This is a genomic window from Roseburia sp. AF12-17LB (genome assembly GCF_003479605.1).
Classification (GTDB): Bacteria; Bacillota; Clostridia; order Lachnospirales; family Lachnospiraceae; genus Roseburia_C; species Roseburia_C amylophila.
The window spans coordinates 67,350-91,098 of sequence record NZ_QUHR01000011.1; the positions used below are offsets into that span (position 1 = coordinate 67,350).

21 protein-coding genes are annotated in these 23,749 nt (G+C 40.3%); 19 read left to right on the forward strand and 2 right to left on the reverse strand.

Going from position 1 to position 23,749, the window contains the following annotated elements:
• The first annotated feature begins 208 nt into the window (after positions 1-208).
• From DWV68_RS12270 to DWV68_RS12290, 5 genes are all read left to right on the forward strand, one after another.
• On the forward strand, positions 209-1,378 hold the full coding sequence (locus DWV68_RS12270) for a pyridoxal phosphate-dependent aminotransferase (protein ID WP_117698556.1): 1,170 nt from the start codon (positions 209-211) through the stop codon (positions 1,376-1,378).
• Between the two features lie 114 nt (positions 1,379-1,492).
• Positions 1,493-1,687, forward strand: a complete 195-nt coding sequence (locus DWV68_RS12275) for a hypothetical protein (RefSeq protein WP_117698545.1) — start codon at positions 1,493-1,495, stop codon at positions 1,685-1,687.
• Between the two features lie 52 nt (positions 1,688-1,739).
• A complete protein-coding gene (gene mutY, locus DWV68_RS12280) occupies positions 1,740-2,828 on the forward strand; it encodes an A/G-specific adenine glycosylase (protein ID WP_118057274.1) in 1,089 nt (362 codons plus the stop codon).
• Positions 2,829-3,173: 345 nt separating this feature from the next.
• Positions 3,174-4,319, forward strand: a complete 1,146-nt coding sequence (gene glf, locus DWV68_RS12285; protein WP_118665939.1) for a UDP-galactopyranose mutase — start codon at positions 3,174-3,176, stop codon at positions 4,317-4,319.
• A 30-nt stretch (positions 4,320-4,349) separates the two neighbouring features.
• A complete protein-coding gene (locus DWV68_RS12290) occupies positions 4,350-5,366 on the forward strand; it encodes a glycosyltransferase family 2 protein (RefSeq protein WP_117698548.1) in 1,017 nt (338 codons plus the stop codon).
• Positions 5,367-5,548: 182 nt separating this feature from the next.
• Here the strand turns inward: DWV68_RS12290 and DWV68_RS12295 are convergent, their stop codons facing one another.
• A complete protein-coding gene (locus DWV68_RS12295) occupies positions 5,549-6,997 on the reverse strand; it encodes a nicotinate phosphoribosyltransferase (RefSeq protein ID WP_117698549.1) in 1,449 nt (482 codons plus the stop codon).
• 263 nt (positions 6,998-7,260) lie between these two features.
• Here DWV68_RS12295 and DWV68_RS14790 point away from each other — a divergent pair, with 263 nt between their 5' ends.
• From DWV68_RS14790 to DWV68_RS12345, 10 genes are all read left to right on the forward strand, one after another.
• The gene (locus DWV68_RS14790; protein WP_243089557.1) at positions 7,261-7,812 is read left to right on the forward strand and encodes a DUF4190 domain-containing protein; all 552 of its coding nucleotides are present in this window, start codon (positions 7,261-7,263) and stop codon (positions 7,810-7,812) included.
• A gap of 20 nt (positions 7,813-7,832) precedes the next feature.
• The gene (locus tag DWV68_RS12305) at positions 7,833-8,381 is read left to right on the forward strand and encodes a DUF4190 domain-containing protein (RefSeq protein WP_117699086.1); all 549 of its coding nucleotides are present in this window, start codon (positions 7,833-7,835) and stop codon (positions 8,379-8,381) included.
• Between the two features lie 183 nt (positions 8,382-8,564).
• Positions 8,565-9,341, forward strand: a complete 777-nt coding sequence (locus DWV68_RS12310) for an ABC transporter ATP-binding protein (RefSeq protein WP_117699085.1) — start codon at positions 8,565-8,567, stop codon at positions 9,339-9,341.
• The gene (locus tag DWV68_RS12315; protein WP_117699084.1) at positions 9,338-10,525 is read left to right on the forward strand and encodes an ABC transporter permease; all 1,188 of its coding nucleotides are present in this window, start codon (positions 9,338-9,340) and stop codon (positions 10,523-10,525) included. Before DWV68_RS12310 ends, DWV68_RS12315 begins: the two co-directional genes overlap by 4 nt.
• Positions 10,526-10,645: 120 nt before the next feature.
• Positions 10,646-11,671 (forward strand): branched-chain amino acid aminotransferase, encoded by a 1,026-nt coding sequence (locus DWV68_RS12320; RefSeq protein ID WP_117841706.1) that lies wholly within the window; start codon positions 10,646-10,648, stop codon positions 11,669-11,671.
• A 648-nt stretch (positions 11,672-12,319) separates the two neighbouring features.
• Complete coding sequence (ileS, locus tag DWV68_RS12325; protein ID WP_118665940.1) at positions 12,320-15,478, forward strand: isoleucine--tRNA ligase; 3,159 nt, start codon at positions 12,320-12,322, stop codon at positions 15,476-15,478.
• A gap of 88 nt (positions 15,479-15,566) precedes the next feature.
• Entirely contained in the window at positions 15,567-18,041 is a 2,475-nt protein-coding gene (locus tag DWV68_RS12330) for a glycogen/starch/alpha-glucan phosphorylase (RefSeq protein ID WP_118665948.1), read from the forward strand.
• Positions 18,042-18,416: 375 nt separating this feature from the next.
• The gene (locus DWV68_RS12335) at positions 18,417-19,280 is read left to right on the forward strand and encodes an Rpn family recombination-promoting nuclease/putative transposase (protein WP_118665941.1); all 864 of its coding nucleotides are present in this window, start codon (positions 18,417-18,419) and stop codon (positions 19,278-19,280) included.
• A gap of 30 nt (positions 19,281-19,310) precedes the next feature.
• Entirely contained in the window at positions 19,311-19,832 is a 522-nt protein-coding gene (locus DWV68_RS12340) for a hypothetical protein (RefSeq protein WP_118665942.1), read from the forward strand.
• A 27-nt stretch (positions 19,833-19,859) separates the two neighbouring features.
• Positions 19,860-20,408, forward strand: a complete 549-nt coding sequence (locus tag DWV68_RS12345; RefSeq protein ID WP_118665943.1) for a histidine phosphatase family protein — start codon at positions 19,860-19,862, stop codon at positions 20,406-20,408.
• Positions 20,409-20,424: 16 nt separating this feature from the next.
• Here the strand turns inward: DWV68_RS12345 and DWV68_RS12350 are convergent, their stop codons facing one another.
• Positions 20,425-21,303: a helix-turn-helix transcriptional regulator gene (locus DWV68_RS12350; protein ID WP_118665944.1), complete on the reverse strand. Its 879-nt coding sequence runs from the start codon at positions 21,301-21,303 to the stop codon at positions 20,425-20,427.
• A 116-nt stretch (positions 21,304-21,419) separates the two neighbouring features.
• On the opposite strand from DWV68_RS12350, the gene DWV68_RS12355 reads away from it, so the two are divergent.
• The 4 genes from DWV68_RS12355 to DWV68_RS12370 all read left to right on the forward strand — a co-directional run bounded on the left by DWV68_RS12355 (position 21,420) and on the right by DWV68_RS12370 (position 23,685).
• On the forward strand, positions 21,420-22,052 hold the full coding sequence (locus DWV68_RS12355; RefSeq protein WP_118665945.1) for a sugar O-acetyltransferase: 633 nt from the start codon (positions 21,420-21,422) through the stop codon (positions 22,050-22,052).
• Positions 22,039-22,683, forward strand: coding sequence for a YitT family protein (locus tag DWV68_RS12360; RefSeq protein WP_330419942.1), 645 nt, complete (start codon positions 22,039-22,041; stop codon positions 22,681-22,683). The genes DWV68_RS12355 and DWV68_RS12360 overlap by 14 nt, the downstream gene beginning before the upstream one ends.
• A 155-nt stretch (positions 22,684-22,838) precedes the next feature.
• A complete protein-coding gene (locus tag DWV68_RS12365; RefSeq protein ID WP_118665946.1) occupies positions 22,839-23,192 on the forward strand; it encodes a hypothetical protein in 354 nt (117 codons plus the stop codon).
• 115 nt (positions 23,193-23,307) lie between these two features.
• Positions 23,308-23,685 carry a hypothetical protein gene (locus tag DWV68_RS12370; protein ID WP_118665947.1) on the forward strand — a complete coding sequence of 126 codons (378 nt, stop codon included), beginning with the start codon at positions 23,308-23,310 and terminating at the stop codon, positions 23,683-23,685.
• The last annotated feature ends 64 nt before the right edge of the window (positions 23,686-23,749 follow it).

A 23,749-nucleotide genomic window follows, 5' to 3' on the forward strand; every position in this document is an offset into this window, starting at 1 on the left:
TCCGTAACAGGCGGACCCTAGAAGGCATCCGGTCAAAGCAGGCGGCAAAACAGACAACAATAAGAAAAAAGCACTTTTAAGAATTGTATACATTCTGCTTTCAACAAAAAATCTTATAGAAAAGCTGCTTAAAATTCGAAAACCACTGCTTCTAAAAAATAATTGCGTAATTACATGACAGGACTTGTACAAAGAGAGGTCAATGAAAATGAAAGATACAAAATCATACTTATCAAAAATCGTACAGGATATGCCGGATTCCGGAATCAAGGATTTCTTTGATGTGGCTAATACCATGGAAGGCGCACTTTCACTGGGGGTGGGAGAACCGGATTTCCCGACACCGGAGCATGTAAGAGAGGCAGCGATTGCTTCTATAAAAAAGGGGGATACCAAATACACCGATAACCGCGGAACGGTAGAGCTGCGTGCAGCGGCAGCGGATTATCTGACAAAATTTGATTTGCATTATGATAAACAGGACGAAATACTGATTACCATGGGAGCCAGCGAAGGAATTGATTTAGCTCTTCGGACACTGGTGAATCCGGGGGAGGAAGTCTTAGTGGCAGAACCTTCCTACGTTTCCTATATTCCATGTATTGAATTATGTGGCGGTGTTCCGGTATCATTAAAATTAAGAGCGGAGAATAAATTCCGTCTGACCAGAGAACAGTTAGAGGAAAAGATAACGGAGAAATCCAAAGTCTTACTGATTTCCTATCCGAACAATCCGACCGGAGCCATTATGGAAAAGGAAGATTTAGAAGCAATCGCAGAAGTGGTAAAGGAACATGATTTGTTCGTGATTACCGATGAAATCTATGCAGAATTAACCTATGGAAAGAAACATGTTTCCATCGCATCCCTTCCGGGCATGTATGAGCGCTGCGTTGTATTAAACGGATTTTCCAAAGCATTTGCCATGACCGGATGGCGTATGGGAATTGCAGCAGGACCAAAGGATGTTATTTTTCATATGAATAAAATACATCAGTTTACAACTATGTCAGCAGGAACCACCAGCCAGTATGCGGCATTGGAAGCATTGACCAGTCCGGTGAGAGATGAAGAGATTGCAGTCATGCGGGAAGAGTATGATGCCAGAAGAACACTGATGGTAGAGGGATTCCGTAAGATGGGATTATCCGTAGCAGAACCGGAAGGCGCATTCTATGTATTTCCGGACATTCGAAAAACAGGACTTACCAGTGAAGAATTCTGTAACCGCCTGTTGCAGGAACAGAAGGTAGCCGTTATCCCGGGAAATGCCTTCGGTACATGCGGAGAAGGCTTTGTACGGTGCTCCTATGCATATTCGCAGGATGTCATTCGTGCCTGTCTGGAGAAAATTGCTGAATTCGTAGCACAGTTCTAATAATTGGAAAATTATTATGTGATGCATTTGATTTACGTGAGTAGATGGTATTGTTGATAAGATACCCGGACAGTCCGTTAAGTAAGGATGCCTGATAAAGGCGGTTAGTGGCACTTGGAATTTCGTCCGGCATCCGGCAACGCTGGCACAGGGATGTGCCAGCGAGGTGCATATGAACATGGATGTGAATTTGCACCGGTTGCCAGCGAAGGCTGTATCCCTTCGAAATTCTTAGTGCCACTTATCGGCTTTATGTGGCATCAGAACTTAACGGACTGCCGGGATATGCTCGGTTCAAACTATCGATAGCAACGTACAACCCTGCACCCACGAAACAGAAATAGAATTAGAAAGAGGAACCATGAGAGAACCATTTGACCTGACAACCCTGATAGAACCATTATTAAATTGGTTTAAAGACCATGCCAGAGTGTTGCCCTGGCGCAATGAGCCGACTCCATACCGGGTGTGGGTGTCTGAAATTATGCTGCAGCAGACCAGAGTGGAAGCGGTAAAACCATATTTTGACCGGTTTTTAAAGGAACTGCCGGATGTAGCAGCACTTTCAGAATGCCCGGAGGAGAAGCTTTTGAAACTCTGGGAAGGACTTGGATACTACAACCGGGTGAGAAATATGCAGATTGCAGCACAGACGGTCATGGAGAATTATCATGGAGAGCTTCCGGCAGATTATGAGGCACTGACAAAGTTGAAAGGAATTGGTCATTATACGGCAGGAGCCATCGCATCTATCGCATTTGGCATTCCGGTACCGGCGGTGGATGGAAATGTGCTCCGTGTCATATCCCGGGTAACAGAGGATGATGCGGATATCATGAAAGCATCTGTGCGGACGGCAATGGAGAAGGATTTATTGGAAATTATGCCGGAAAACAGGGCGGGAGCTTTTAACCAGGCACTGATGGAGCTTGGTGCAACGGTATGTCTGCCGAATGGGGCACCTTTATGCGAAGCATGTCCTTGGAAAGAAGTCTGCCGGGCACAAAAGAGCGGACGCTGGAGAGAACTTCCGGTAAAGAGCAAGGCGAAGGCAAGAAGGATAGAGGACAGAACAGTTCTTGTTATAAAGGCAGAGGATAAGGTTCTTTTGCATAAACGGGCCAACAAGGGACTTTTAGCTGGACTCTATGAATTTCCAAATGTGGAAGGGCATCTTAAGGAAGAGGAAGTTATTACCTATCTTAAGAAAATGGGGTTGTCACCGATTCGTTTGAAAAAATTAGAAGACAGCAGGCATATTTTTTCCCATATTGAATGGCATATGACAGGATATGCAGTGCAGATTGATGAGACGGAGCAGGAGTATCAGAACATGCTCTTTGTGGATGTGAAAGAAACGGAAGAACAGTATCCGATTCCGGCAGCATTTTCCAGATACACAGGATATATGAACATTCGTCTTGGAAATGACAGATATAAGGAAGAATAGCAGAAAAGCCATAGAAAAAAGAGGGAGCCGGTGATTATCACCGGCCTTTCATATGAAAAAGATTTTTTATGGTAAGTGTTAAAAACACTATTTTTTGGGAGGAACCTTGCATCAGATGCAAGGTCTATGAAAAAATAAAATTATCGCTTTTTTCTTTCTCAGCTTAGTTATAGTATAAAAGCAGAATGTGAAAACAATATGCCCGGATTGTTAGAAGGCTGTAAATAAAATATGAATAAATTGTAAACGAAGTGCCTTAAAGAAATCCTAAGAAAAAATGAATTGGAAAACAAATGACAAATGTGTATAATTGAATGAGGATTACCAAGGGGAAGGAGAACAGAAATGTACGACAGCATTGTAATCGGAGCCGGAATCGCCGGCAGTGTGGCAGCAAGAAAGCTGGCAGAGGAAGGAAAGCAGAAGGTTCTTTTATTGGAACGGAGAAATCATATTGCAGGAAACTGTTATGACAGACCGGATGACCATGGAATTGTAATACATGAATATGGTCCACATATTTTTCATACAAATAAGGAAGAAGTATATCAGTATCTGTCAAGATTTACAGACTGGTATTTCTTTGGCCATGAGGTAGTAGCAAATGTGCATGGGACACTGATTCCGGTACCATTTAACCTGAATACTTTACATATGGTTTATGGGAAAGAGCAGGCAGACCGGTTAGAGCAGAAGCTGATTGCCGCATACGGAGAGGGAAGCCGGGTTCCAATTATGAAATTACGGGAAAATGAAGATGCAGATATCCGGAAGATTGCGGATTATGTATACGAAAATGTTTTCCTTTATTATACGATGAAGCAGTGGGGACAGAAACCAGAGGAGATAAGCCCGGAGGTAACAGGACGTGTGCCGGTGCTGATTTCTTATGATAACAGATATTTCCAGGATAAATATCAGGGTATGCCAAAGGACGGTTATACTGCAATGTTCGAAAAGATGTTAGACCATCCGGACATTGAGGTGAGAACTGGTGTAGATGCCGGAGAGGTACTGAAATTTACAGAGGACGGCATTTATTTTGATGGAAAGAAATTCGAAGGAAATGTCATTTATACCGGAGCATTGGATGAGTTGTTTGCATGCTGTTATGGAAGACTGCCATATCGTTCACTCCGCTTTGATTTTGAATATTATGACAAACCGGATTATCAGGGACACAGTGTTGTAAATTATACGGTAAGCGAGGATTATACCAGAATTACGGAGTTTAAGTATCTGACCGGGCAGCAGGCAGATGGAACCACGATTGTAAAGGAATATCCATTTGCATACAGTGGAGCAGAAGGAGAGATTCCTTATTATGCCATTTTAAATGAAGAAAATCAGTCATTATATGAAAAATATAAAGCACTGACCGGAAAATATCCGAACATGCATCTTTTGGGAAGACTGGCAGAATACAAATATTATAATATTGATGCCATGACAGAGAAAGCATTAGAACTTACCAAAGAACTTTTAAAATAAAATGTTTCGAAAAACGATTGGAGAAAAAGAATGAAATTATTATCAGTAACCATTCCATGTTACAATTCACAGGATTATATGGAACATTGTATTGAAACACTGCTGACAGGTGGAGAAGATGTGGAGATTTTAATCGTAGATGACGGCTCAAAGGATGCAACAGCAGAGATTGCTGACCGTTATCAGAAGAAATATCCTACTATTATTAAGGCAATCCATCAGGAAAATGGTGGACACGGTGCAGCTGTAAATACCGGTATTGCCAATGCAACCGGACTGTATTTTAAAGTGGTAGACAGTGATGACTGGGTAGATGAAGAGAGCTATCACAAGATTCTTGCTAAATTACGGGAACTTGTGGGCGGAAGTACTACTCTTGATATGTTTATCAGCAATTTCGTATATGAGAAGCAGGGCGCAGAGCATAAAAAAGTAATGAAATATACCAGAATGTTCCCGGAAAATGAAGTCTTTACCTGGTCTGATGTAAGGCATATCAGCAAGGGACATTATATTCTGATGCATTCTGTTATTTACCGTACTCAGTTATTAAAGGATTGCGGACTTGAGTTGCCAAGACACACCTTCTATGTGGATAATCTTTTTGTATACAATCCGTTGCCATATGTAAAGACCATGTATTATATGAATGTGGATTTCTATCGTTATTTTATCGGAAGGGAAGACCAGTCTGTCAATGAAAAGGTTATGATTGGAAGAATTGATCAGCAGATTAAGGTAAATAAACTGATGATAGAAGAAGTGAATTTGTGGAAAATTGCAAACCCAAAATTAAGAAAATATATGTTTAATTACCTTGAAATTATTACTGTAGTATCAACAGTACTTTGCCTGCGTTCCGAGACAGAAGAAAATCTCATGAAGAAACGGGAACTGTGGTCTTATATCAAAGGTTATGATCTTCGTCTCTTCCATCATTTAAGAAGGGGGATTTTAGGACAGTCCATGAATCTTCCGGGTAAGGGTGGAAGAAAGATTTCCGTTGCAGCATATAAGCTGACCCAGAAGATTGTCGGATTTAACTAAGCTGAAAGAAAAAATGTGAATAAACGAGCGTAGGTTTGTAGAAAAGAAAAACAACAGAGGGCATTATTGCTTATATAAAGAAACCACCTTATGCCGGGAATGATATGAAAACGGTAAAGGCGGTTTCTTTTTTATGCGAGTAACGAGAAAAATTGCATGCTCGCAAAGAGTGTTTCTTGTAGTTACATATGCTCTTTATTTAAGAGAGCAGTTTTCATTTCATATAATTTGTCGGATAAATCAACGTAGATTTCCTGTGGATTTACGAAACGTTTTGTCTCATCCCAGATGGTATCTTTTTCTCTGGTGCAGTAACGCTGAATATCCATAACACTTGGAGATTCGTAAACACATTCGCCCTTCTGGAAAACCGGAACAAGAAGTTCACGCAGCGTATAGCTTCCACCAGGAAGAGTTGTTTTCTTCCATGGGGCGTTCGGGTCAAAGAGCTTCATGTCCTTGGATTCATCAAAGACTTCGCCCACCAGACAGATAAGGTCAGCCTTAATCTTACCGGTTTCTTTATCATAAATACGATAAACAGTTTTATTGCCAGGATTTGTAACTTTTTCCACATTTTCGGAAAGCTTAATCTTTGGAATGAATTCACCGGCTTCATTCTGGATAGCAGCCAGCTTGTATACACCGCCGAAAGCAGGATTGTCTTTGGAAGTAATTAAGTTGGTTCCAACACCCCAGGAAGTAATGGTAGCCCCCTGAATCTTTAAGCTTTCAATCAGATACTCATCCAGATCATTGGAAGCGGAGATAACTGCGTCCGGGAATCCGGCATCATCTAACATTTTGCGGACTTTCTTGGAAAGATAAGCAAGGTCGCCACTGTCCATACGGATTCCGTAGTAGGTAAGCGGAATGCCGGCATCTCTCATTTCTTTAAATACCTTGATGGCATTTGGCATACCGGATTTTAAAGTATCATAGGTATCGACAAGAAGGATGCAGGCAGATGGATAAAGCTCTGCATATTTCTTGAAGGCGGTATATTCATCCGGGAAACTCATAATCCAGCTATGGGCGTGGGTTCCAAGTACCGGGACGTCAAACATCTGACCGGCAAGGACGTTGGAAGTACCTTTACAGCCGCCGATAACAGCAGCTCTGGCACCGTAGGTTCCGGAATCAGGACCCTGGGCGCGTCTTAAACCAAATTCCATGACGCCATCGCCCTGGGCAGCGTAGCATACGCGGGCAGCCTTGGTGGCAATCAGGCTCTGGTGGTTGATGATATTTAAGACTGCAGTTTCGATTAACTGGGCTTCCATAATCGGAGCAACCACTTTTACAAGAGGCTCTCTTGGAAAAATCAGAGTTCCTTCCGGAATTGCATAGATATCACCGGAGAATTTAAAGTTACTTAAATAAGTTAAAAAGTCTTCATCAAAGATGGATAAACTTCTTAAATAGGAAATATCCTCTTCGTCAAAATGAAGATTCTTGATATAGTCAATCATCTGGTCTAATCCCGCGCAGACTGCATAACCGCCATCACATGGATTGGTGCGGTAAAAAGCGTCAAAAACAGCCACATCACGGTTGCCGGTTTTAAAGTATCCCTGCATCATTGTCATCTCATAAAGATCAGTCAACAATGTCAAATTTAATGTACTCATATGTGATATTCCTTTCTTTTATATCTGTAAATACAGGTGTCTTGTCAGATGAATTATAGACTTTTACTTACAAAAAAGCAAGTAATGAGTATAAATATGCTTCATTATAACCATTTTTTTCGGATTTGCAAAGTTTATGATAAAATATATGAGAAAAAATTTATAAAAATTTTATAATTTCATTTATTTTTCTTGTAATGGGGGTAGGCATTTGTTACAATAAATGGGAGAAAATATTTTATACTAATGGAGGATGTATTATAATGAGTGAAGAAAATTTCAACACTGAAAATGGAACGAATGAGCAGACATATAGCCAGCCACAGCAGACATATAGTCAGCCACAGCAGACATATAGCCAGCCACAGCAGGCATATGAACAGCCACAGCAGAATTATGACCAGCAGGCTTATAACCAGAATCAGCAGTATGCACAGCAGAACTATGGTTATGACCAGTCCCAGCAGGGATATGGAACTTATCAGCAGCCACAGCAGCAGGCATATGGAAGCTTCGACCAGACACAGTATGGTTACAACCAGCCGGTTTCATCCGGAAAAGGAATGGCAATTGCATCCATGGTACTGGGAATTGTATCCATCCCGGCAATCTGTTTCTGGATTGTAGGACTTCCTTGTGCAATTGTAGGATTAATCCTTGGCATTCTTTATAATAAGAAAAACGAGCATTCCCCAATGGCAACAGCAGGTATTGTCTGCAGTATTATTACCATTGCACTTCTGGTGCTGGTACTTATCCTGTACATCGTTGGTGCAGTATCATTAAGTTCTTTGGGATATAGCTACTATTATTAAAAAGGAATTGGTGAAGCAGAATGTATCCAGATAACAGGAATCCATATCCGTTGAATCAAAATCAGAATCCGCAGTATGGGAATCCATACCCGCCGAATCAGAACCAGAATCCGCAGTATGGGAATCCATACCCGCCGAATCAGAACCAGAATCCGCAGTATGGGAATCCGTACCCGCCAAATTACAATCAGCGTCCGGCAGATAACCGGAAAGAGGAGCCGGGAAAAGGTTTCGCAGTTGCATCCATGGTGTTGGGGCTGATTTCACTGGTATTATTTTGCACCGGAATCAATATTATAACTGCAATTCTGGCAATTGTTTTTGGAATTATACATCTGGTGAAACAAAAACAGAACCCTGGAATGGCAGTTGCAGGTATTGTAACAGCTGTAGTTGGTATACTTGCATTTGTAACGTACTGGCTTTTGATTATTCATGCAGCAGGCAGAACCAGTGGGCCGGATGAATTCCTAAGACGTTATGAATATCAGTTTGATGGTGAAATGAAAGCACCGGATGACTATCAGGATTTAGAGGATTATCTGCAGCATAATTTTGAGAATTTTTAAGAAGAACATAAGAAGCATTGAATGGAGAATCAAATCTGTTCAGTGCTTTTTGCTTCATTTACCTGGAAATACCGGAAAGTAAAAGGAAAGCACTAACCGTTGAAAAAAATAGTGCTTGACGCACAGACACACAGGTGTAATAATACAATAGTACAATCAAGACGATAACTGAAAGGAGAAGTTATGGAGGAGATTATGAAGGTAAAGGGTCTCAATAAGACCTTTACATTATCCCAGAAACAACAAAAGATTGAGAAAACCAATGAGAAGAAGCGAATTGCAGTGCATGATTTATCATTTACTTCTTATCGGGGAGAGGTGTTTGGACTGCTTGGACCAAACGGAGCCGGAAAGACAACCACACTTCGTATGCTGGCAACACTGATTAAACCGGATTCCGGAGATGCTGTTTTAGATGGCAGCAGTATTGTTAATGCACCGGAAGAAGTACGTGGCAAGATCGGCTTTCTGACCAGTGAACTGAAATTAGAGGGCTTTTTTACACCAAATTATTTATATAATTTCTTTTCGGATTTATATGGAGTAGAGCCGGCTGTCCGGGATGAAAGAAAGAAGAGACTTTTTGACCGCTTCGGCATCACACAGTTTGCAGAAGTGAAAGTAAAGGATATGTCTACCGGTATGAAACAGAAGGTTTCTTTGGTTATTTCCTTAGTCCATGACCCGGAAATCATTATCTTTGATGAACCGACCAACGGCCTTGATGTTCTGACAGCCAAAGTAGTAACGGATTTCCTGTTAGAGCTTAAGAAAGAAGGAAAGAGCATCATCGTTTCTACCCACATTTTCAGCCTGATTGAGAAAATCTGTGACAGAGTCGGAATTATCATCAAGGGAGAAATGATTATCTGCGATACATTAGAGGCAGTGAAAAATGGCAAATCATTAGAAGACAGATTCTTTGAAATCTATGAAGAAACGGTAGGTGAAGCAGAATGAGAAACAATCTTATGACAATTATAAAGAAAGAACTTGCCCGCTTCTTCGGGGATAAGAGAATGGTATTTACGACTATTTTAATGCCGGGCTTACTGATTTATATCATGTACAGCTTCATGGGCAGCGGACTGACCTCCAGATTTGAAGCAGAAGAGGATTATACTTACCGTATTTATGCAGAAAATATGCCATCCTCGGTTTCAGCCATGATAAAAGGCAGTGACATCAATGTGGAATATTTAGACCGGGATGGTGTCAGCGAAGAGGATATGAAGCAGGCGGTAACCGATAAAGATGCGGAAATGCTGATGGTATTTCCGGAAAATTTTGAAGCAGATGTACTGGCATATGACAGCATGACTGCTACCACACCAGCTCCGCAGGTAGCCTTATATTATAATTCCGCAGATACCGAATCCACGGCATGTTATCAGATTATGGCTTCTGTATTAGATGGATATGAAGCTTCTATGGCAAATAAGTTCGATGTCAACAGCGGTGACGAAGAATATGACCTTGCCAGCAAGGAAGACAGTACCGGACAGATTTTCTCCATGATGCTTCCAATGCTGCTTATGATATTCCTTTTCTCAGGATGTATGGCAATTGCCCCGGAATCCATAGCAGGGGAAAAGGAGAGAGGAACTATTGCTACCTTATTGGTAACACCGATGAAACGTGGACAGCTTGCCATGGGAAAAATCATCAGCCTTGGTATTATCGGACTTTTAAGTGGAATTTCCAGTTTTGTGGGTACCATGTTATCCCTTCCAAAATTAATGGGAACAGAATCCAATGCAATGGATGCCAGCGTATACAGCGTCACCGATTATATCCTTTTATTGCTGGTGATTCTTACCACGGTATTGGTACTGGTTGGAGCATTAGCTGTAATTTCAGCATTTGCAAAGACAGTAAAGGAAGCCGGTTCCATGATTATGCCGCTGATGGTTGTGGTAATGGTAATTTCCATTACATCCATGCTTGGAAGCGGGGCACCGAAGGAATTTTACTGGTATCTGATTCCTTTCTATAACAGCGTGCAGGGCATGACCGGAATTTTTGATTTCTCCTACAGCGGAATCAATATCGTGGCATGTCTTGTCAGCAACCTTATTTATACCGGTATTTTATCAACGGTACTGGCGAAAATGTTTGGCAGTGAGAAAATTATGTATTCCTAGAAAAAAATACTAGACAAATAGCTTTTATAGGACTAAAATAATGAAAAAACATAGAACAATAGAAAGCTATAACACCAGGTTATAACATCTATTTGCGACAAATGAATGGAGGATGTTATTATGGAAAAGAAGGACTTAGACTGGTCTAATCTTGGATTCGGTTATGTAAAGACCGATAAGAGATATGTATCAAATTTCAAAAACGGAGCATGGGATGAGGGAGCTTTAACCGATGATGCAGATATTGTATTGAATGAATGCGCGGGTGTATTCCAGTATGCACAGACCGTATTTGAAGGATTGAAAGCATATACAACAGAGGATGGACATATCGTTACTTTCCGACCTGACTTAAATGCAAGCCGTCTTGCAGATTCAGCACGCAGACTGGAAATGCCGGTATTCCCGGAAGAGCGTTTTGTAGATGCAGTACAGAAGGTAGTAGAAGCAAATGCAGCATATGTTCCACCATATGGTTCCGGTGCAACACTTTACATCAGACCATACATGATGGGAACAAATCCTGTAATCGGTGTAAAACCAGCGGATGAATATCAGTTCCGTATGTTCTGTACACCGGTAGGACCATATTTCAAGGGTGGCGCAAAGCCAATTACCATCCGTGTCAGTGACTATGACCGTGCAGCACCTTGCGGAACCGGTAATATCAAAGCTGGTCTGAATTACGCAATGAGTCTTCATGCAATCGTAACTGCACATGCAGACGGATTTGATGAGAATATGTACTTAGACCCTAAGACAAGAACTAAGGTAGAAGAGACAGGTGGAGCAAACTTCATCTTCGTTACCAAGGATAATAAACTGGTTACACCGAAGTCAGATTCTATTCTGCCATCCATTACACGTCGTTCACTGGTATATGTTGCAGAACATTATCTTGGAATGAAAGTAGAACACAGAGAAGTATACTTCGATGAAGTAAAAGACTTCGCAGAGGCAGGACTTTGCGGAACAGCAGCAGTTATTTCTCCAATCGGAAAGATTGTTGACCACGGCAAAGAAATCTTAATTCCAAGTGGAATGGAAGAAATGGGACCTGTAACAAAGAAACTTTATGATACTCTGACCGGAATCCAGATGGGACGTATTGAAGCTCCAGAAGGATGGATTAAGAGAATCCTGTAAGAGACATATTGTAAATGAAACATAAGAAACACGCATTGCGGGTTTCCTACATAAACGAGAGGCGGTATCCGGAAGGATGCCGCCTCGTTTTGTGTTGTTCAGTATTTGTAAGAAGCTGCCAGAAATCTGTAAGAACTCCCGGTGGCAGCATCTGTAGATATAGAAAATTTGAAAATAGGAATTGACATTTAAAAATACAGGTTCTATACTTATTAAGAATATGAAAAGACGATGACGAAGAGAGTAGTTTTCCATGGAAAGTCAAAGAGAGCCGGGGCAGGTGGAAACCGGCATGAGTAAATGGAAAATGAAAATCACTTCCAAGTTGCAGTTCGAACAGGCAAAGCTGCGTTAGTAGAAACTGACGGATTTCCCCCGTTATGGGAACGTATATGCGAAGCTGTAAGCTTCAAGTATGTTGTAACAAGGTGGTTAGAAACGACAGGCGCGCGTCCTTATTACAGGACGGCGCCTTTTTTACTTTACAGGAAATTGCTTTCCTGTAAAGTAAAAAACGCTCCGCGAGGATGCACACTGCGGCGTATAAGGTAGATGTCGCAAGCGACCGCCGCAGGCGCGAGAATGTGCCAAGGCACATTCTTTTTTACGCGGCTAGCGAGAAACTGAAAATTTTAAAGGAGGACTAACATGTACGAAAAAGTTTCCCCAAATCTGAATTTTGTGGACAGAGAAAAACAGACCGTAAAATTCTGGAAAGAAAATGACATTTTTAAGAAAAGTATGGAGAACCGGAAAGAAGGCGAGACCTATACTTTCTATGATGGACCGCCAACTGCAAATGGTAAGCCACATATCGGTCATGTATTAACCCGTGTTATCAAGGATATGATTCCAAGATACCAGACTATGAAGGGCAAATATGTCCCACGTAAAGCCGGATGGGATACCCATGGACTTCCGGTAGAGCTGGAAGTAGAAAAGCTTTTAGGATTAAACGGAAAAGAGCAGATTGAAGAATATGGTATGGAGCCATTCATCAAGAAATGTAAAGAATCCGTATGGAAATACAAAGGAATGTGGGAAGATTTTTCAGGAACCGTTGGATTCTGGGCTGATATGGATAACCCATATGTAACCTATGATGATAATTTCATTGAATCTGAGTGGTGGGCTCTTAAGAAAATCTGGGATAAGAAGCTGTTATACAAAGGTTTCAAGATTGTTCCTTACTGCCCGAGATGTGGAACTCCGCTTTCTTCTCAGGAAGTAGCACAGGGATATAAGACGGTAAAAGAACGTTCCGCAATCGTAAGATTCAAAGTAATCGGAGAAGATGCATATTTCCTGGCATGGACCACAACTCCATGGACACTTCCATCTAACGTTGCACTTTGTGTAAACCCGGACGAGACTTACTGTAAAGTAAAAGCTGCTGACGGATATACTTATTATATGGCAGAAGCACTGTTAGATAAGGTACTTGGCAAATTTGCGGATGAAGAAAATGGCGTAAAAGCATATGAAGTATTGGATACTTTCCCAGGAAAGTCCTTAGAGTACAAGGAATATGAGCCATTATTTGACTGCGCAAAGGAAATCTGTGAGAAACAGCATAAGAAAGGCTACTATGTAACCTGTGATACTTATGTAACCATGACAGATGGTACCGGTATCGTTCACATCGCACCTGCATTTGGTGAAGACGATGCCCAGGTTGGCCGTAGATATGACCTTCCATTTGTCCAGTTAGTAGACGGAAAAGGAGAACTTACCAAAGAAACTCCATATGCCGGTGTATTTGTAAAGAAAGCAGACCCAATGGTATTAAAAGACCTGGAAGAAAAAGGACTGCTCTTTGATGCACCAAAATTTGAACATGAATATCCACACTGCTGGCGTTGTGATACTCCGCTGATTTACTATGCAAGAGAATCCTGGTTCATTAAGATGACCGCTGTAAAAGAGGATTTGATCCGCAATAACAATACCGTAAACTGGATTCCGGAATCTATCGGAAAAGGACGTTTCGGTGACTGGCTTGAAAATATTCAGGACTGGGGTATTTCCCGTAACCGTTACTGGGGAACTCCGCTTCCTGTATGGGAGTGTTCCTGTGGACATCAGGAGTGTATCGGAAGCCGTGCAGAATTAGCAGAGCGCAGTGGTAACCCGGATGATGCCAAAGTAGAATTACATCGTCCATACATTGATGCAGTAACCTTCAAGTGCCCGGATTGTGGCGGCGAAATGCATCGTGTACCGGAAGTAATTGACTGCTGGTTTGACTCAGGAGCAATGCCATTTGCACAGCATCATTATCCATTTGAAAATGAAGACCTCTTTAAACAGCAGTTCCCTGCACAGTTTATTTCCGAGGCAGTAGACCAGACCCGTGGATGGTTCTATTCCCTGATGGCAGAGTCTACCTTATTATTTAATAAAGCACCATATGAAAATGTTATCGTATTGGGACATGTACAGGATGAAAATGGACAGAAGATGAGTAAGTCCAAAGGAAATGCCGTTGACCCGTTTGATGCATTAGAGACTTACGGAGCAGATGCAATCCGCTGGTATTTCTACATCAATTCTGCACCATGGCTGCCAAACCGTTTCCATGGAAAGGCAGTACAGGAAGGACAGCGTAAATTCCTTGGAACACTTTGGAATACTTATGCATTCTTCGTGTTGTATGCAAATATTGATGAATTTGATGCAACCAAATATACACTGGATTATGAGAAACTTTCCGTTATGGATAAATGGCTTCTCTCCAAACTCAATACACTGATTAAGACTGTAGATAATAATCTGGGTAATTATCGTATTCCGGAAGCTGCAAGAGCACTGGATGAATTTGTAGATGAGATGAGTAACTGGTATGTAAGACGTTGTCGTGAGCGTTTCTGGGCAAAGGGCATGGAGCAGGATAAAATCAATGCATATATGACTCTTTATACTGCACTGGTAACTGTATGCAAGGTAGCAGCGCCGATGATTCCTTTCATGACAGAAGAAATTTACCAGAACCTGGTATGCAGCATCGACAAGAGTGCGCCGGAAAGCATCCATCTTTGCGACTATCCGGTGGCAAACGAGAGCTGGATAGACAGTGAATTAGAGAAAAATATGGACGAAGTATTGAAAATCGTTGTTATGGGCCGTGCCTGCAGAAATACTGCAAATATCAAGAACCGCCAGCCGATTGGAAATATGTTTGTAAAAGCACCATTTGAATTATCCGAATACTTTACAGAGATTATCGAAGATGAGCTGAATGTAAAGAAAGTGACATTTACAGAGGATGTCAGTGCATATACTAGCTATACCTTCAAACCACAGCTTCGTACCGTTGGACCGAAATTCGGTAAATATTTAGGCCAGATTCAGAAAGTACTTGCAGAATTAGACGGCAACAAGGCAATGGCTGAGCTTAAGAGCACAGGTGCACTGAAACTTGACAGTATAAGCGACGAAGTTGTATTATATGAAGAGGATTTACTTATCACCATGACACAGCAGGAAGGTTACATGACAGAAGGTGATAATGAAGTGACCGTAGTTCTTGATACGAACCTTACTCCGGAACTTTTAGAGGAAGGAATGGTAAGAGAATTAATCAGCAAAATCCAGACAATGCGTAAGGAAGCAGGATTTGAAGTAATGGATAAAATTACTGTTTCTTATAAGGCAGATCAGAAAGTAAAAGACATCTTTGCAAAATATGGGGAAGAAATTGCAAAAGAAGTTCTGGCTGAGAGCGTTGTGGCTGATACGGTGAACGGATATCAGAAAGAATGGAACATTAATGGTGAAACAGTTGTGCTTGGCGTGGAAAAGAAATAAGCAGAATAAAGATAAGGGAGCGGAGCCGACAGTGGCTTGCTCCCTTTTTGCACAAAAAACACCGGAATCGAAACAAAAGGAGAACATTATGAAAAGCAAAATGTTTGAAAAGGAAACCTTCAAAAAAGAGGTAGTTGAGAACGTAAAATACCTCTATCGTAAGACAATGGATGAAGCAAGCGAGCAGGAAATTTTCCAGGCAGTATCCTACGTTGTAAAAGATGTAATCATTGACCAGTGGCTTGCAACCCAGCAGGAATTTGATAAAGCAGATCCAAAGATTGTATACTATATGTCCATGGAGTTCTTAATGGGCCGTGCATTAGGCAATAACCTGATTAACCTAACTGTGTACAATGAAGTGAAAGAAGCTTTAGAGGAAATGGGAATCAACTTAAATGCCATAGAGGATCAGGAGCCGGACCCGGCACTTGGAAATGGTGGACTGGGAAGACTTGCTGCCTGCTTTATGGAATCTTTGGCAACTCTGGGATATCCGGCATATGGTTGTGGAATCCGTTACCATTATGGAATGTTCCGTCAGAAAATAGAGAATGGTTATCAGGTAGAAGAGCCGGATAACTGGTTACAGAATGGATATCCATTTGAATTAAAACGTCCGGAATACAATTTCGAAGTAAAATTTGGTGGATATGTACGTGCAGAGGCACAGCCAGATGGAAGAACTAGATTCGTACAGGAAGGCTATCAGTCCGTAAAAGCAATTCCTTATGATATGCCAATCGTAGGTTATAACAATAATGTAGTAAATACATTGATGATCTGGGATGCAGAGCCAATGGAATGCTTCGAGCTGGATTCCTTTGATAAAGGTGATTATCATCGTGCAATCGAACAGCAGAACCTTGCAAAGAACTTAGTAGAAGTTCTCTATCCGAATGATAACCATATCGCAGGAAAAGAGCTTCGTTTAAAACAGCAGTACTTCTTTGTATCTGCCAGCTTGCAGCGTGCTATTGCAAGATTTAAGAAGAATCATCCAGACATCCATATGCTTCCTGAAAAAGCAGTATTCCAGATGAATGATACCCATCCAACCGTAGCAGTTGCAGAGTTAATGCGTATCTTACTGGATGAAGAAGGCTTAGAGTGGGAGGATGCATGGAATATTACAACAAAATGCTGTGCATATACCAACCATACCATCATGGCAGAAGCATTAGAGAAATGGCCAATCGAGATTTTCTCAAGACTGCTTCCTAGAATTTACCAGATTGTAGAAGAAATTAACCGTCGTTTTGTACTGGAAATCCAGCAGAAATATCCTGGAGACAACCATAAGATTGAGAAGATGGCAATTGTATATGATGGTCAGGTTAAAATGGCTCATCTGGCAATCTGTGCAGGATATTCTGTAAATGGTGTAGCGGCACTTCATACAGAAATCCTTAAGAAACAGGAATTAAAAGATTTCTACGAGATGTTCCCGGAGAAATTTAATAATAAGACCAATGGTATTACACAGCGTCGTTTCTTAATGCATGGTGATCCATTGCTTGCAGACTGGGTAACCAAATATGTTGGAAAAGACTGGATTACAGACCTTTCCCGCATCAAGAGATTAGAGTTCTATGCAGATGATGAAAAGGTTCAGCAGGAATTCTTAAATATCAAATACCAGAATAAGCTGCGTCTTGCATCTTATATCGAAGAACACAACGGAATTGAAGTAAATCCTCGTTCTATCTTTGATGTACAGGTAAAACGTCTGCATGAGTACAAACGCCAGCTCTTAAATATTCTTCATGTAATGTATCTTTACAATGAATTAAAAGAGCATCCGGATATGGAATTTATTCCAAGAACTTTCATTTTCGGAGCAAAAGCAGCAGCAGGCTACCGCAATGCAAAACTTACCATCAAATTAATCAACTCTGTTGCAGATGTCATCAACAATGATAAGTCTATCAACGGAAAGATTAAGGTTGTATTTATCGAAGACTACAAGGTATCCAATGCAGAGATTATTTTTGCAGCAGCAGATGTCAGCGAGCAGATTTCTACCGCAAGTAAGGAAGCTTCCGGAACCGGTAATATGAAGTTCATGCTGAATGGAGCGCTTACTATCGGAACCATGGATGGTGCAAATGTTGAGATGGCAGAAGAAGTCGGCAAAGAAAACATGTTTATCTTCGGTATGAGCTCTGACGAAGTGATTGCTCATGAGCAGAAACGCGATTATGACCCAATGCAGATTTTCAACAATGATCAGGATGTCCGTAAAGTTCTGATGCAGTTAATCAACGGATTCTATTCACCAAATGATCCGGAATTGTTCCGTGACCTTTACAACTCACTGCTGAATACACAGTGCACACAGTACGCAGATACTTACTTTATTCTGGCAGACTTCCGTTCTTATGTGGAAGCACAGAAGAAGATTAATGCTGCATATGCAGATGAAAAAGAATGGGCTAGAAAAGCAATCTTAAATATTGCAGCTTCCGGCAAATTCTCATCTGACCGTACGATTCAGGAATATGTGGATGATATCTGGCACCTGAACAAAATCACTGTTACAGTAGATGACAAAGCAGAATAAAATTAGGAAATAAAAGCATAAGCATAAAAACAGAAAGAGGCAGCAGTCCGGCAGGGCGGCTGTCTTTTTCTGTTCAAGCAAATCAATTCTGCTCTTCCACAAGACTGCTATAGATTATGTTTTCGGGTTATGTCTGCCGGAAAAAATTTACTTGTATTCAATGGGCTTATTTGTTACAATCAACACAAAGCATATATTCTGATTTTCGAATGGCGAAAGCCAGTCTAAATTTCTAGTATCAATTCAATGAATTCTATGCTTTTAAATTCTAATTACAATTAATAAACGCATAGTGCATTGAATAGGCGGAAGTTTAGGAAAATATGAGATATATGCAATCCTGCTTTTCACTGCATTATGGGAAAAGGAGGAAAAATGAGAACTTTAGAAGAACTGAATCTGGTGGATGACTTTTTAGTAAACAGCTTAACCAGTCACAAAATTTATGGGGAACAGTCAGCAAGGTATATTTTGGAATGCATTCTGCATCGACAGATAGGAAAGCTTACGGTAGTGCCGCAGCGTTTCTTTTGCGGAGAGAATACAGAAACCCACGGAATCCGGCTGGATGTATATCTGGATGAAGAGAATGGTGAAATCTTTGATATAGAACCGGACCAGAATGACGGAAAGAACGAGATGGCAGCATTACCAAGAAGAGTACGGTTTTATCATGCAAAAATTGATGCCGGAAATTTACCATCGGGCGAAACCTATGGAAGTCTTCGGAATGTTGTTGTTATTTTCATTACAACCTATGACCCCTTTGGACTGAATCGTATGGTGTATACCGTTAAGAACTGCTGTGTAGAAGTGCCGGAGTTAAAGTATGAAGATGGGGCGCAGACCATATTTTTGTATACAAGAGGAAGTGAAGGAAATCCACCGGATGAATTAAAACAGCTACTGCATTACATGGAGCATTCATCCGTAGAGAATGCTTCCACCGAAAACCTGAAAAAGTTACACCGGATGGTAACTGCAGTCAAACGGGATGGAGAGGTAGGTCTTGCATATATGAAGAGCTTTGAGAGAGAAGAAAGAATTCGCAAACAGGGCGAAGAGGAAGGCAGAAAAGAAGGCTTGGAAGAGGGCGAAATAGTAGGAAAAACGAAGGAAGTTATAAAGCTTGGACGCAGATTCGGAAAGTCAGAGAAGGAAATTATTTTATTGCTGCAGGAGGAACTGCATATAGATAAAGATAAGGCAACGGATTTTCTGGAAAAGTATGATAAGTAAGACGATTAGAAAGAATGTGAGAATTACAGCATGAGCAACAAATTGGCGAAGCATCAGAAACAAAAAGAACGATTAACCGGAAAGCAGAAGAAAGTTCTGTTCTGGAGTTGTTTTGCTGCTTTGAGCATAGCTTTTCTGGCGGTCTGGTTAAACGTATTCTTGATGTCGAATGCACTTGACAGGCAAATGGAAGAGATGGTACTAGGAGAAGATTATGATAGAGAAGATGTAGTGATAACAGATAAAAGGAGCGAAGATGCTTCGGCAGATAATGCCATATCTCAAAATTATTTCGTCTATTATCATGGTGGAAAAACGAATGAATATAATAAGCGGATGCAGGTGCCGGAAAGTGTATATACAGAATATGAGGTGGGAGATACCATAACTGCATATACTACAGATCATATAAAATATTCTTATAATAAAGCGGGCATTCTTCCAGATAAAAAATATAGGAACAATGAATTAATGAAAGTAGCCGGAGTGTTGCTGGGGGCTGCAATAGGTTTCCTGAGTTTGTGGGGCTTATTAAACAGAAAGATAAGTTAAAAACTATGATTTTAGGAGAAATTCAAAATGTTATATATTATGCGGCATGGAAAAACGGAATGGAATGCATTACATAAAATACAGGGAAGAACGGATATCCCATTAAATGAAGAAGGACGCCTGATGGCGGAAAAAGCATGCGAAGAGTATAAGGATTTGCACATAGATGTGTGTTATTGTTCTCCGTTGATAAGGGCTGTTGAGACAGCACAAATTGTGTTAAAAAACCGGAAAATTCCAATAATAAAAGACGAACGGCTGATGGAAATGAGTTTTGGCGATTATGAGGGAATCGAAAACAGCTTTGCTATTCCGGATTGCCCGATTAATATTTTGTTTCAAAAGCCGGGAGAATATCACGAATCGATAGGTGGAGCAGAAACCTGGGAGGAACTCTTTGCAAGAACCGGAGCATTTTTGAAGGAAGTGATAGACCCGCAGCTACAGGAAGGTAAGGATATCCTGATTGTGGGACATGGTGCGATGAATGCAAGCATTATCTGTCAGGTGAAAGGTATGCCGATTGAGGAGTTTTGGAGTGCGGGACTTGAACAGTGTAAAATTTTGGAACTGTAAATGGAAAAGATGATTTTTATACATTTTTCCGATACTTATCTGGTGTGGTATTGTAAAATTTACGGAAAAGCTCACAAAAATAACTGGTGCTTGAAAATCCACAGGCATAGGCTGTTTCGGTAATCGAAATTGATGTATTTCTGAGAAGAAAAATTGATTTTTTCAAACGATAACAGTTTAAATATTGCATGGGCGAAGTGGACAAATATTTTTGAAAAAGAGAGGTACATTTGGTTTTACAGCAATTTCCGGCAGACGAAATATCTTTCAGCAGAATTTTATTTTGGTAATTCTTTTGTACATATCCAATCATTGCAGCAAGAGATAAAATGTCTGCTGTATTTTTAGTATGGTTAGGAAAAAAGTTCATATTTTCAGAGAGAAGTTTGAAAATATGAGCAAATTTTTCCAGAATAATAAACGGCTGTAAATAATCTGCATTATCTTCATAGAGCATTTTAAGATCATGGAGAATAGTATTTTGCCACTGAATAATTGGATTTAATTTTTGAAAGGGAAAATGTATATTTTGCAATAAAGGATTTAAATAATTTTTTTTGAAAGAGTCATTTACGGAAAGAAGCTGAGGAGACAACAAAATGCAGATAAAGGAGCATTCAGTATGAGCATCGGAATAGCCATAGTGAAAACAGTGGCTATTCACAAAAATTCCTTCGCCTTCCTGTAGAAAAATTTTTTGTCCATTGACATCATAAGACATCTGTCCTTCTAAAATTAGAATAAATTCAAGGTCATCATGCCAGTGGCTGACTGCACGAAAATCAGGATAGTCGGAGAGATTTCCTTTTTTAATATATGCCGGAAAGTCCGGATGATTATAAATAACATTTTCGGATGCATCTGAATTTAAAACAGTTGTTGGACATACTTTCATGGGGTCAGCTCCTTTGCGAACGATTGTTATATGATTATGGCTGATTTTGATATAAAAATCAATAGAAAAGGTATATTTTAATATTATATCAAGCGGAAGAAAAGGAGAATGAGAAAATGGACATGAAAAAGAGAAGAGATATGCAGCTTGCTTATATTTCAGATGAGACCGTTATGGAAGAACAGGTGAAATGCAGAAAGATTCTGCAAAAACTTAATTTCGCTGATCGGTCAGATTTTGATGGAATTGCAGAAATCGTAAAAGAACTTCTTGGAAAATCGGAGGGTGCATGTATCAATCCGCCGTTTTACTGCGATTATGGTTCACATATTGAAGTGGGGAAAAATTTCTTTGCAAATTATAACTGTACCATTATCGATGTGGCAAAAGTAAAAATTGGTGATAATTGTCAGATGGCACCCAACGTTTCTATTTACACGGCAGGACATCCGATTTATCCGGATACGCGGAATTCTGCTTTTGAATATGGAAAAGAGGTTGTTATCGGGGATAACGTGTGGCTGGGCGGAAATACAGTAGTATGTCCGGGCGTACATATTGGAGATAATGTGGTAGTTGGCGCCGGAAGTGTTGTTACAAAAGATATTCCATCCTGGTCTATTGCAGCAGGAAATCCATGCCGTGTAATTCGAAAAATAACAGAAGATGATAAAAGAAAATTGTTTCATGATGAAGAAATTGATGATGAAGCATGGAATATGATATGTGAATGGAATGAAAAAAAGTAATAATATGAGTAAATTGGAGTGGACAATAAAATTAATTATTATAGTGGTTGGTTCAGTCATTGCGGCATATGGCATTACGCTGGCGCTGTATGCGGGATTTGGTGGTGCCACCCTTGCGGTATTATGGCAGGGAATTTCAAAAACATTTCATGTAAGCATCGGTACGGCATCCATGATAGTAGCCATAGTTATGATTGTATTTGCGTTTTTCTATGACAGGTCACAGATACATATCGGCACGATACTTTACCAGATTGTGTATAGCTTTTGTGTAGATTTGTTTGCAAATGCACATGTGTACAGTACGCATATATGGGTAAATGCACTTATCATGTTATTGGGAATTGTGCTTTTTGCAATAGGAACTGGTTTTTATGCGGCAGCCTCCCTGGGGCGGGGTTCTTATGAGGCACTGACTTTTTCTCTTGCAGAGAAGAACAACTGGCAGGTAAAAATTGTACGAATGGTACTGGATGTCGTGATGGTTGTGACAGGTGTTATGCTGGGCGGAAAATTTGGCATATGCACCATAGTAACAATCCTCATTTCCGGACCGGTCATCCAGTTTACTGCGGCAAAAACGAAAAAGTTAATTTGTGTTGCTTGTGGCAACGACCGTTCTGATATCTAATAGAGGTATCAAAACAAAGGAGGCACATAGGACTGTCCCACTGTGCATCTTATAATTCAAGAATAACTCCTTTACCGGCATATGGAGAATGCGAAGAATAAGAAACAGACAGAGTCGGAGAGGGCAGAAGCAGAGGCTGAATTGGAGGAATAGACATGGCAGCTACAATTATTTATTTGGTAATTTCATTATTGGTTTCACTTATTTTTATCATACTTGGAATTATGCAGTATAGGTCTGAAAAACCAGTATCAATAAATACGGGAGAGAAACCACTTCGTAAAGAGGAACTGACAAATGTTACGGAATGGAACCATAGACATGGCAGAAATTTTATTATTTTGGGTTGTGTGCTATTTATTACACAAGCTGTTTTTGGATATTTTATTAAAAAGCTGGATGGCGTTGTGGTTCAGGTGGTTATTTATATGATAGTTCTATTTTCTGAAATCGCATGGGTTGAGCTTGAACATAATATGATGAAAAAGAAAATGATAAAAAAGCATTGAAATAACAACTTATAATTGACCGAGCTCTTTGAGCGAGGGATACTTCTTGTCCGAAGGGCAAGAAGGTGGAACTGAGAAGAATTAAAACAATCGGAAGTTATAAAGGAGAAACACTATGGGATTATTTGGTAAAAGCAAAAAAGAGCGAGAAAAAGAGTATATGAACAGATTAGATGTTCCATTATGTTTAAAAGAAGACTTTGAATTGATTATTGATGATGTATTTACAATTATGGGGGTTGGAACAGTTGCCACAGGAAACATATCAACAGGAATGTGTAGAGAAGGAGAAAATGCGTGCGTTTATAAAACAAATGGAGGTGTATTAGAGACTATAATTACTACCATCGATATACATACAAAAGAACGAAAATCAAATGGTTGTGGATATAAAACAGAGCATGTTGGACTTGGGTTAAGAGGAGTTTCTAAGGAACAATTAGAAAAAGGAGATAGAGTGATTGTAAAGAATGCCAATATGTATGGAATATAATTACAAATTCCAGTTTTGATTTGACTTAATTCATAACATTTATTAACTGTTATATCTTATCCTC

What these genes read in the sequence shown, in the direction of transcription:
- DWV68_RS12270 (WP_117698556.1), top strand. Translation starts at nt 209, where the DNA reads ATGAAAGATACAAAATCATACTTATCAAAAATCGTACAGGATATGCCG.
- DWV68_RS12335 (WP_118665941.1), top strand. Translation starts at nt 18,417, where the DNA reads ATGAGAACTTTAGAAGAACTGAATCTGGTGGATGACTTTTTAGTAAAC.
- DWV68_RS14790 (WP_243089557.1), top strand. Translation starts at nt 7,261, where the DNA reads ATGAGTGAAGAAAATTTCAACACTGAAAATGGAACGAATGAGCAGACA.
- DWV68_RS12315 (WP_117699084.1), top strand. Translation starts at nt 9,338, where the DNA reads ATGAGAAACAATCTTATGACAATTATAAAGAAAGAACTTGCCCGCTTC.
- ileS (WP_118665940.1), top strand. Translation starts at nt 12,320, where the DNA reads ATGTACGAAAAAGTTTCCCCAAATCTGAATTTTGTGGACAGAGAAAAA.
- DWV68_RS12365 (WP_118665946.1), top strand. Translation starts at nt 22,839, where the DNA reads ATGGCAGCTACAATTATTTATTTGGTAATTTCATTATTGGTTTCACTT.
- DWV68_RS12305 (WP_117699086.1), top strand. Translation starts at nt 7,833, where the DNA reads ATGTATCCAGATAACAGGAATCCATATCCGTTGAATCAAAATCAGAAT.
- DWV68_RS12290 (WP_117698548.1), top strand. Translation starts at nt 4,350, where the DNA reads ATGAAATTATTATCAGTAACCATTCCATGTTACAATTCACAGGATTAT.
- DWV68_RS12310 (WP_117699085.1), top strand. Translation starts at nt 8,565, where the DNA reads ATGGAGGAGATTATGAAGGTAAAGGGTCTCAATAAGACCTTTACATTA.
- DWV68_RS12370 (WP_118665947.1), top strand. Translation starts at nt 23,308, where the DNA reads ATGGGATTATTTGGTAAAAGCAAAAAAGAGCGAGAAAAAGAGTATATG.
- mutY (WP_118057274.1), top strand. Translation starts at nt 1,740, where the DNA reads ATGAGAGAACCATTTGACCTGACAACCCTGATAGAACCATTATTAAAT.
- DWV68_RS12320 (WP_117841706.1), top strand. Translation starts at nt 10,646, where the DNA reads ATGGAAAAGAAGGACTTAGACTGGTCTAATCTTGGATTCGGTTATGTA.
- DWV68_RS12330 (WP_118665948.1), top strand. Translation starts at nt 15,567, where the DNA reads ATGAAAAGCAAAATGTTTGAAAAGGAAACCTTCAAAAAAGAGGTAGTT.
- DWV68_RS12340 (WP_118665942.1), top strand. Translation starts at nt 19,311, where the DNA reads ATGAGCAACAAATTGGCGAAGCATCAGAAACAAAAAGAACGATTAACC.
- glf (WP_118665939.1), top strand. Translation starts at nt 3,174, where the DNA reads ATGTACGACAGCATTGTAATCGGAGCCGGAATCGCCGGCAGTGTGGCA.
- DWV68_RS12360 (WP_330419942.1), top strand. Translation starts at nt 22,039, where the DNA reads ATGAAAAAAAGTAATAATATGAGTAAATTGGAGTGGACAATAAAATTA.
- DWV68_RS12295 (WP_117698549.1), bottom strand. Translation starts at nt 6,997, where the DNA reads ATGAGTACATTAAATTTGACATTGTTGACTGATCTTTATGAGATGACA.
- DWV68_RS12355 (WP_118665945.1), top strand. Translation starts at nt 21,420, where the DNA reads ATGGACATGAAAAAGAGAAGAGATATGCAGCTTGCTTATATTTCAGAT.
- DWV68_RS12345 (WP_118665943.1), top strand. Translation starts at nt 19,860, where the DNA reads ATGTTATATATTATGCGGCATGGAAAAACGGAATGGAATGCATTACAT.
- DWV68_RS12350 (WP_118665944.1), bottom strand. Translation starts at nt 21,303, where the DNA reads ATGAAAGTATGTCCAACAACTGTTTTAAATTCAGATGCATCCGAAAAT.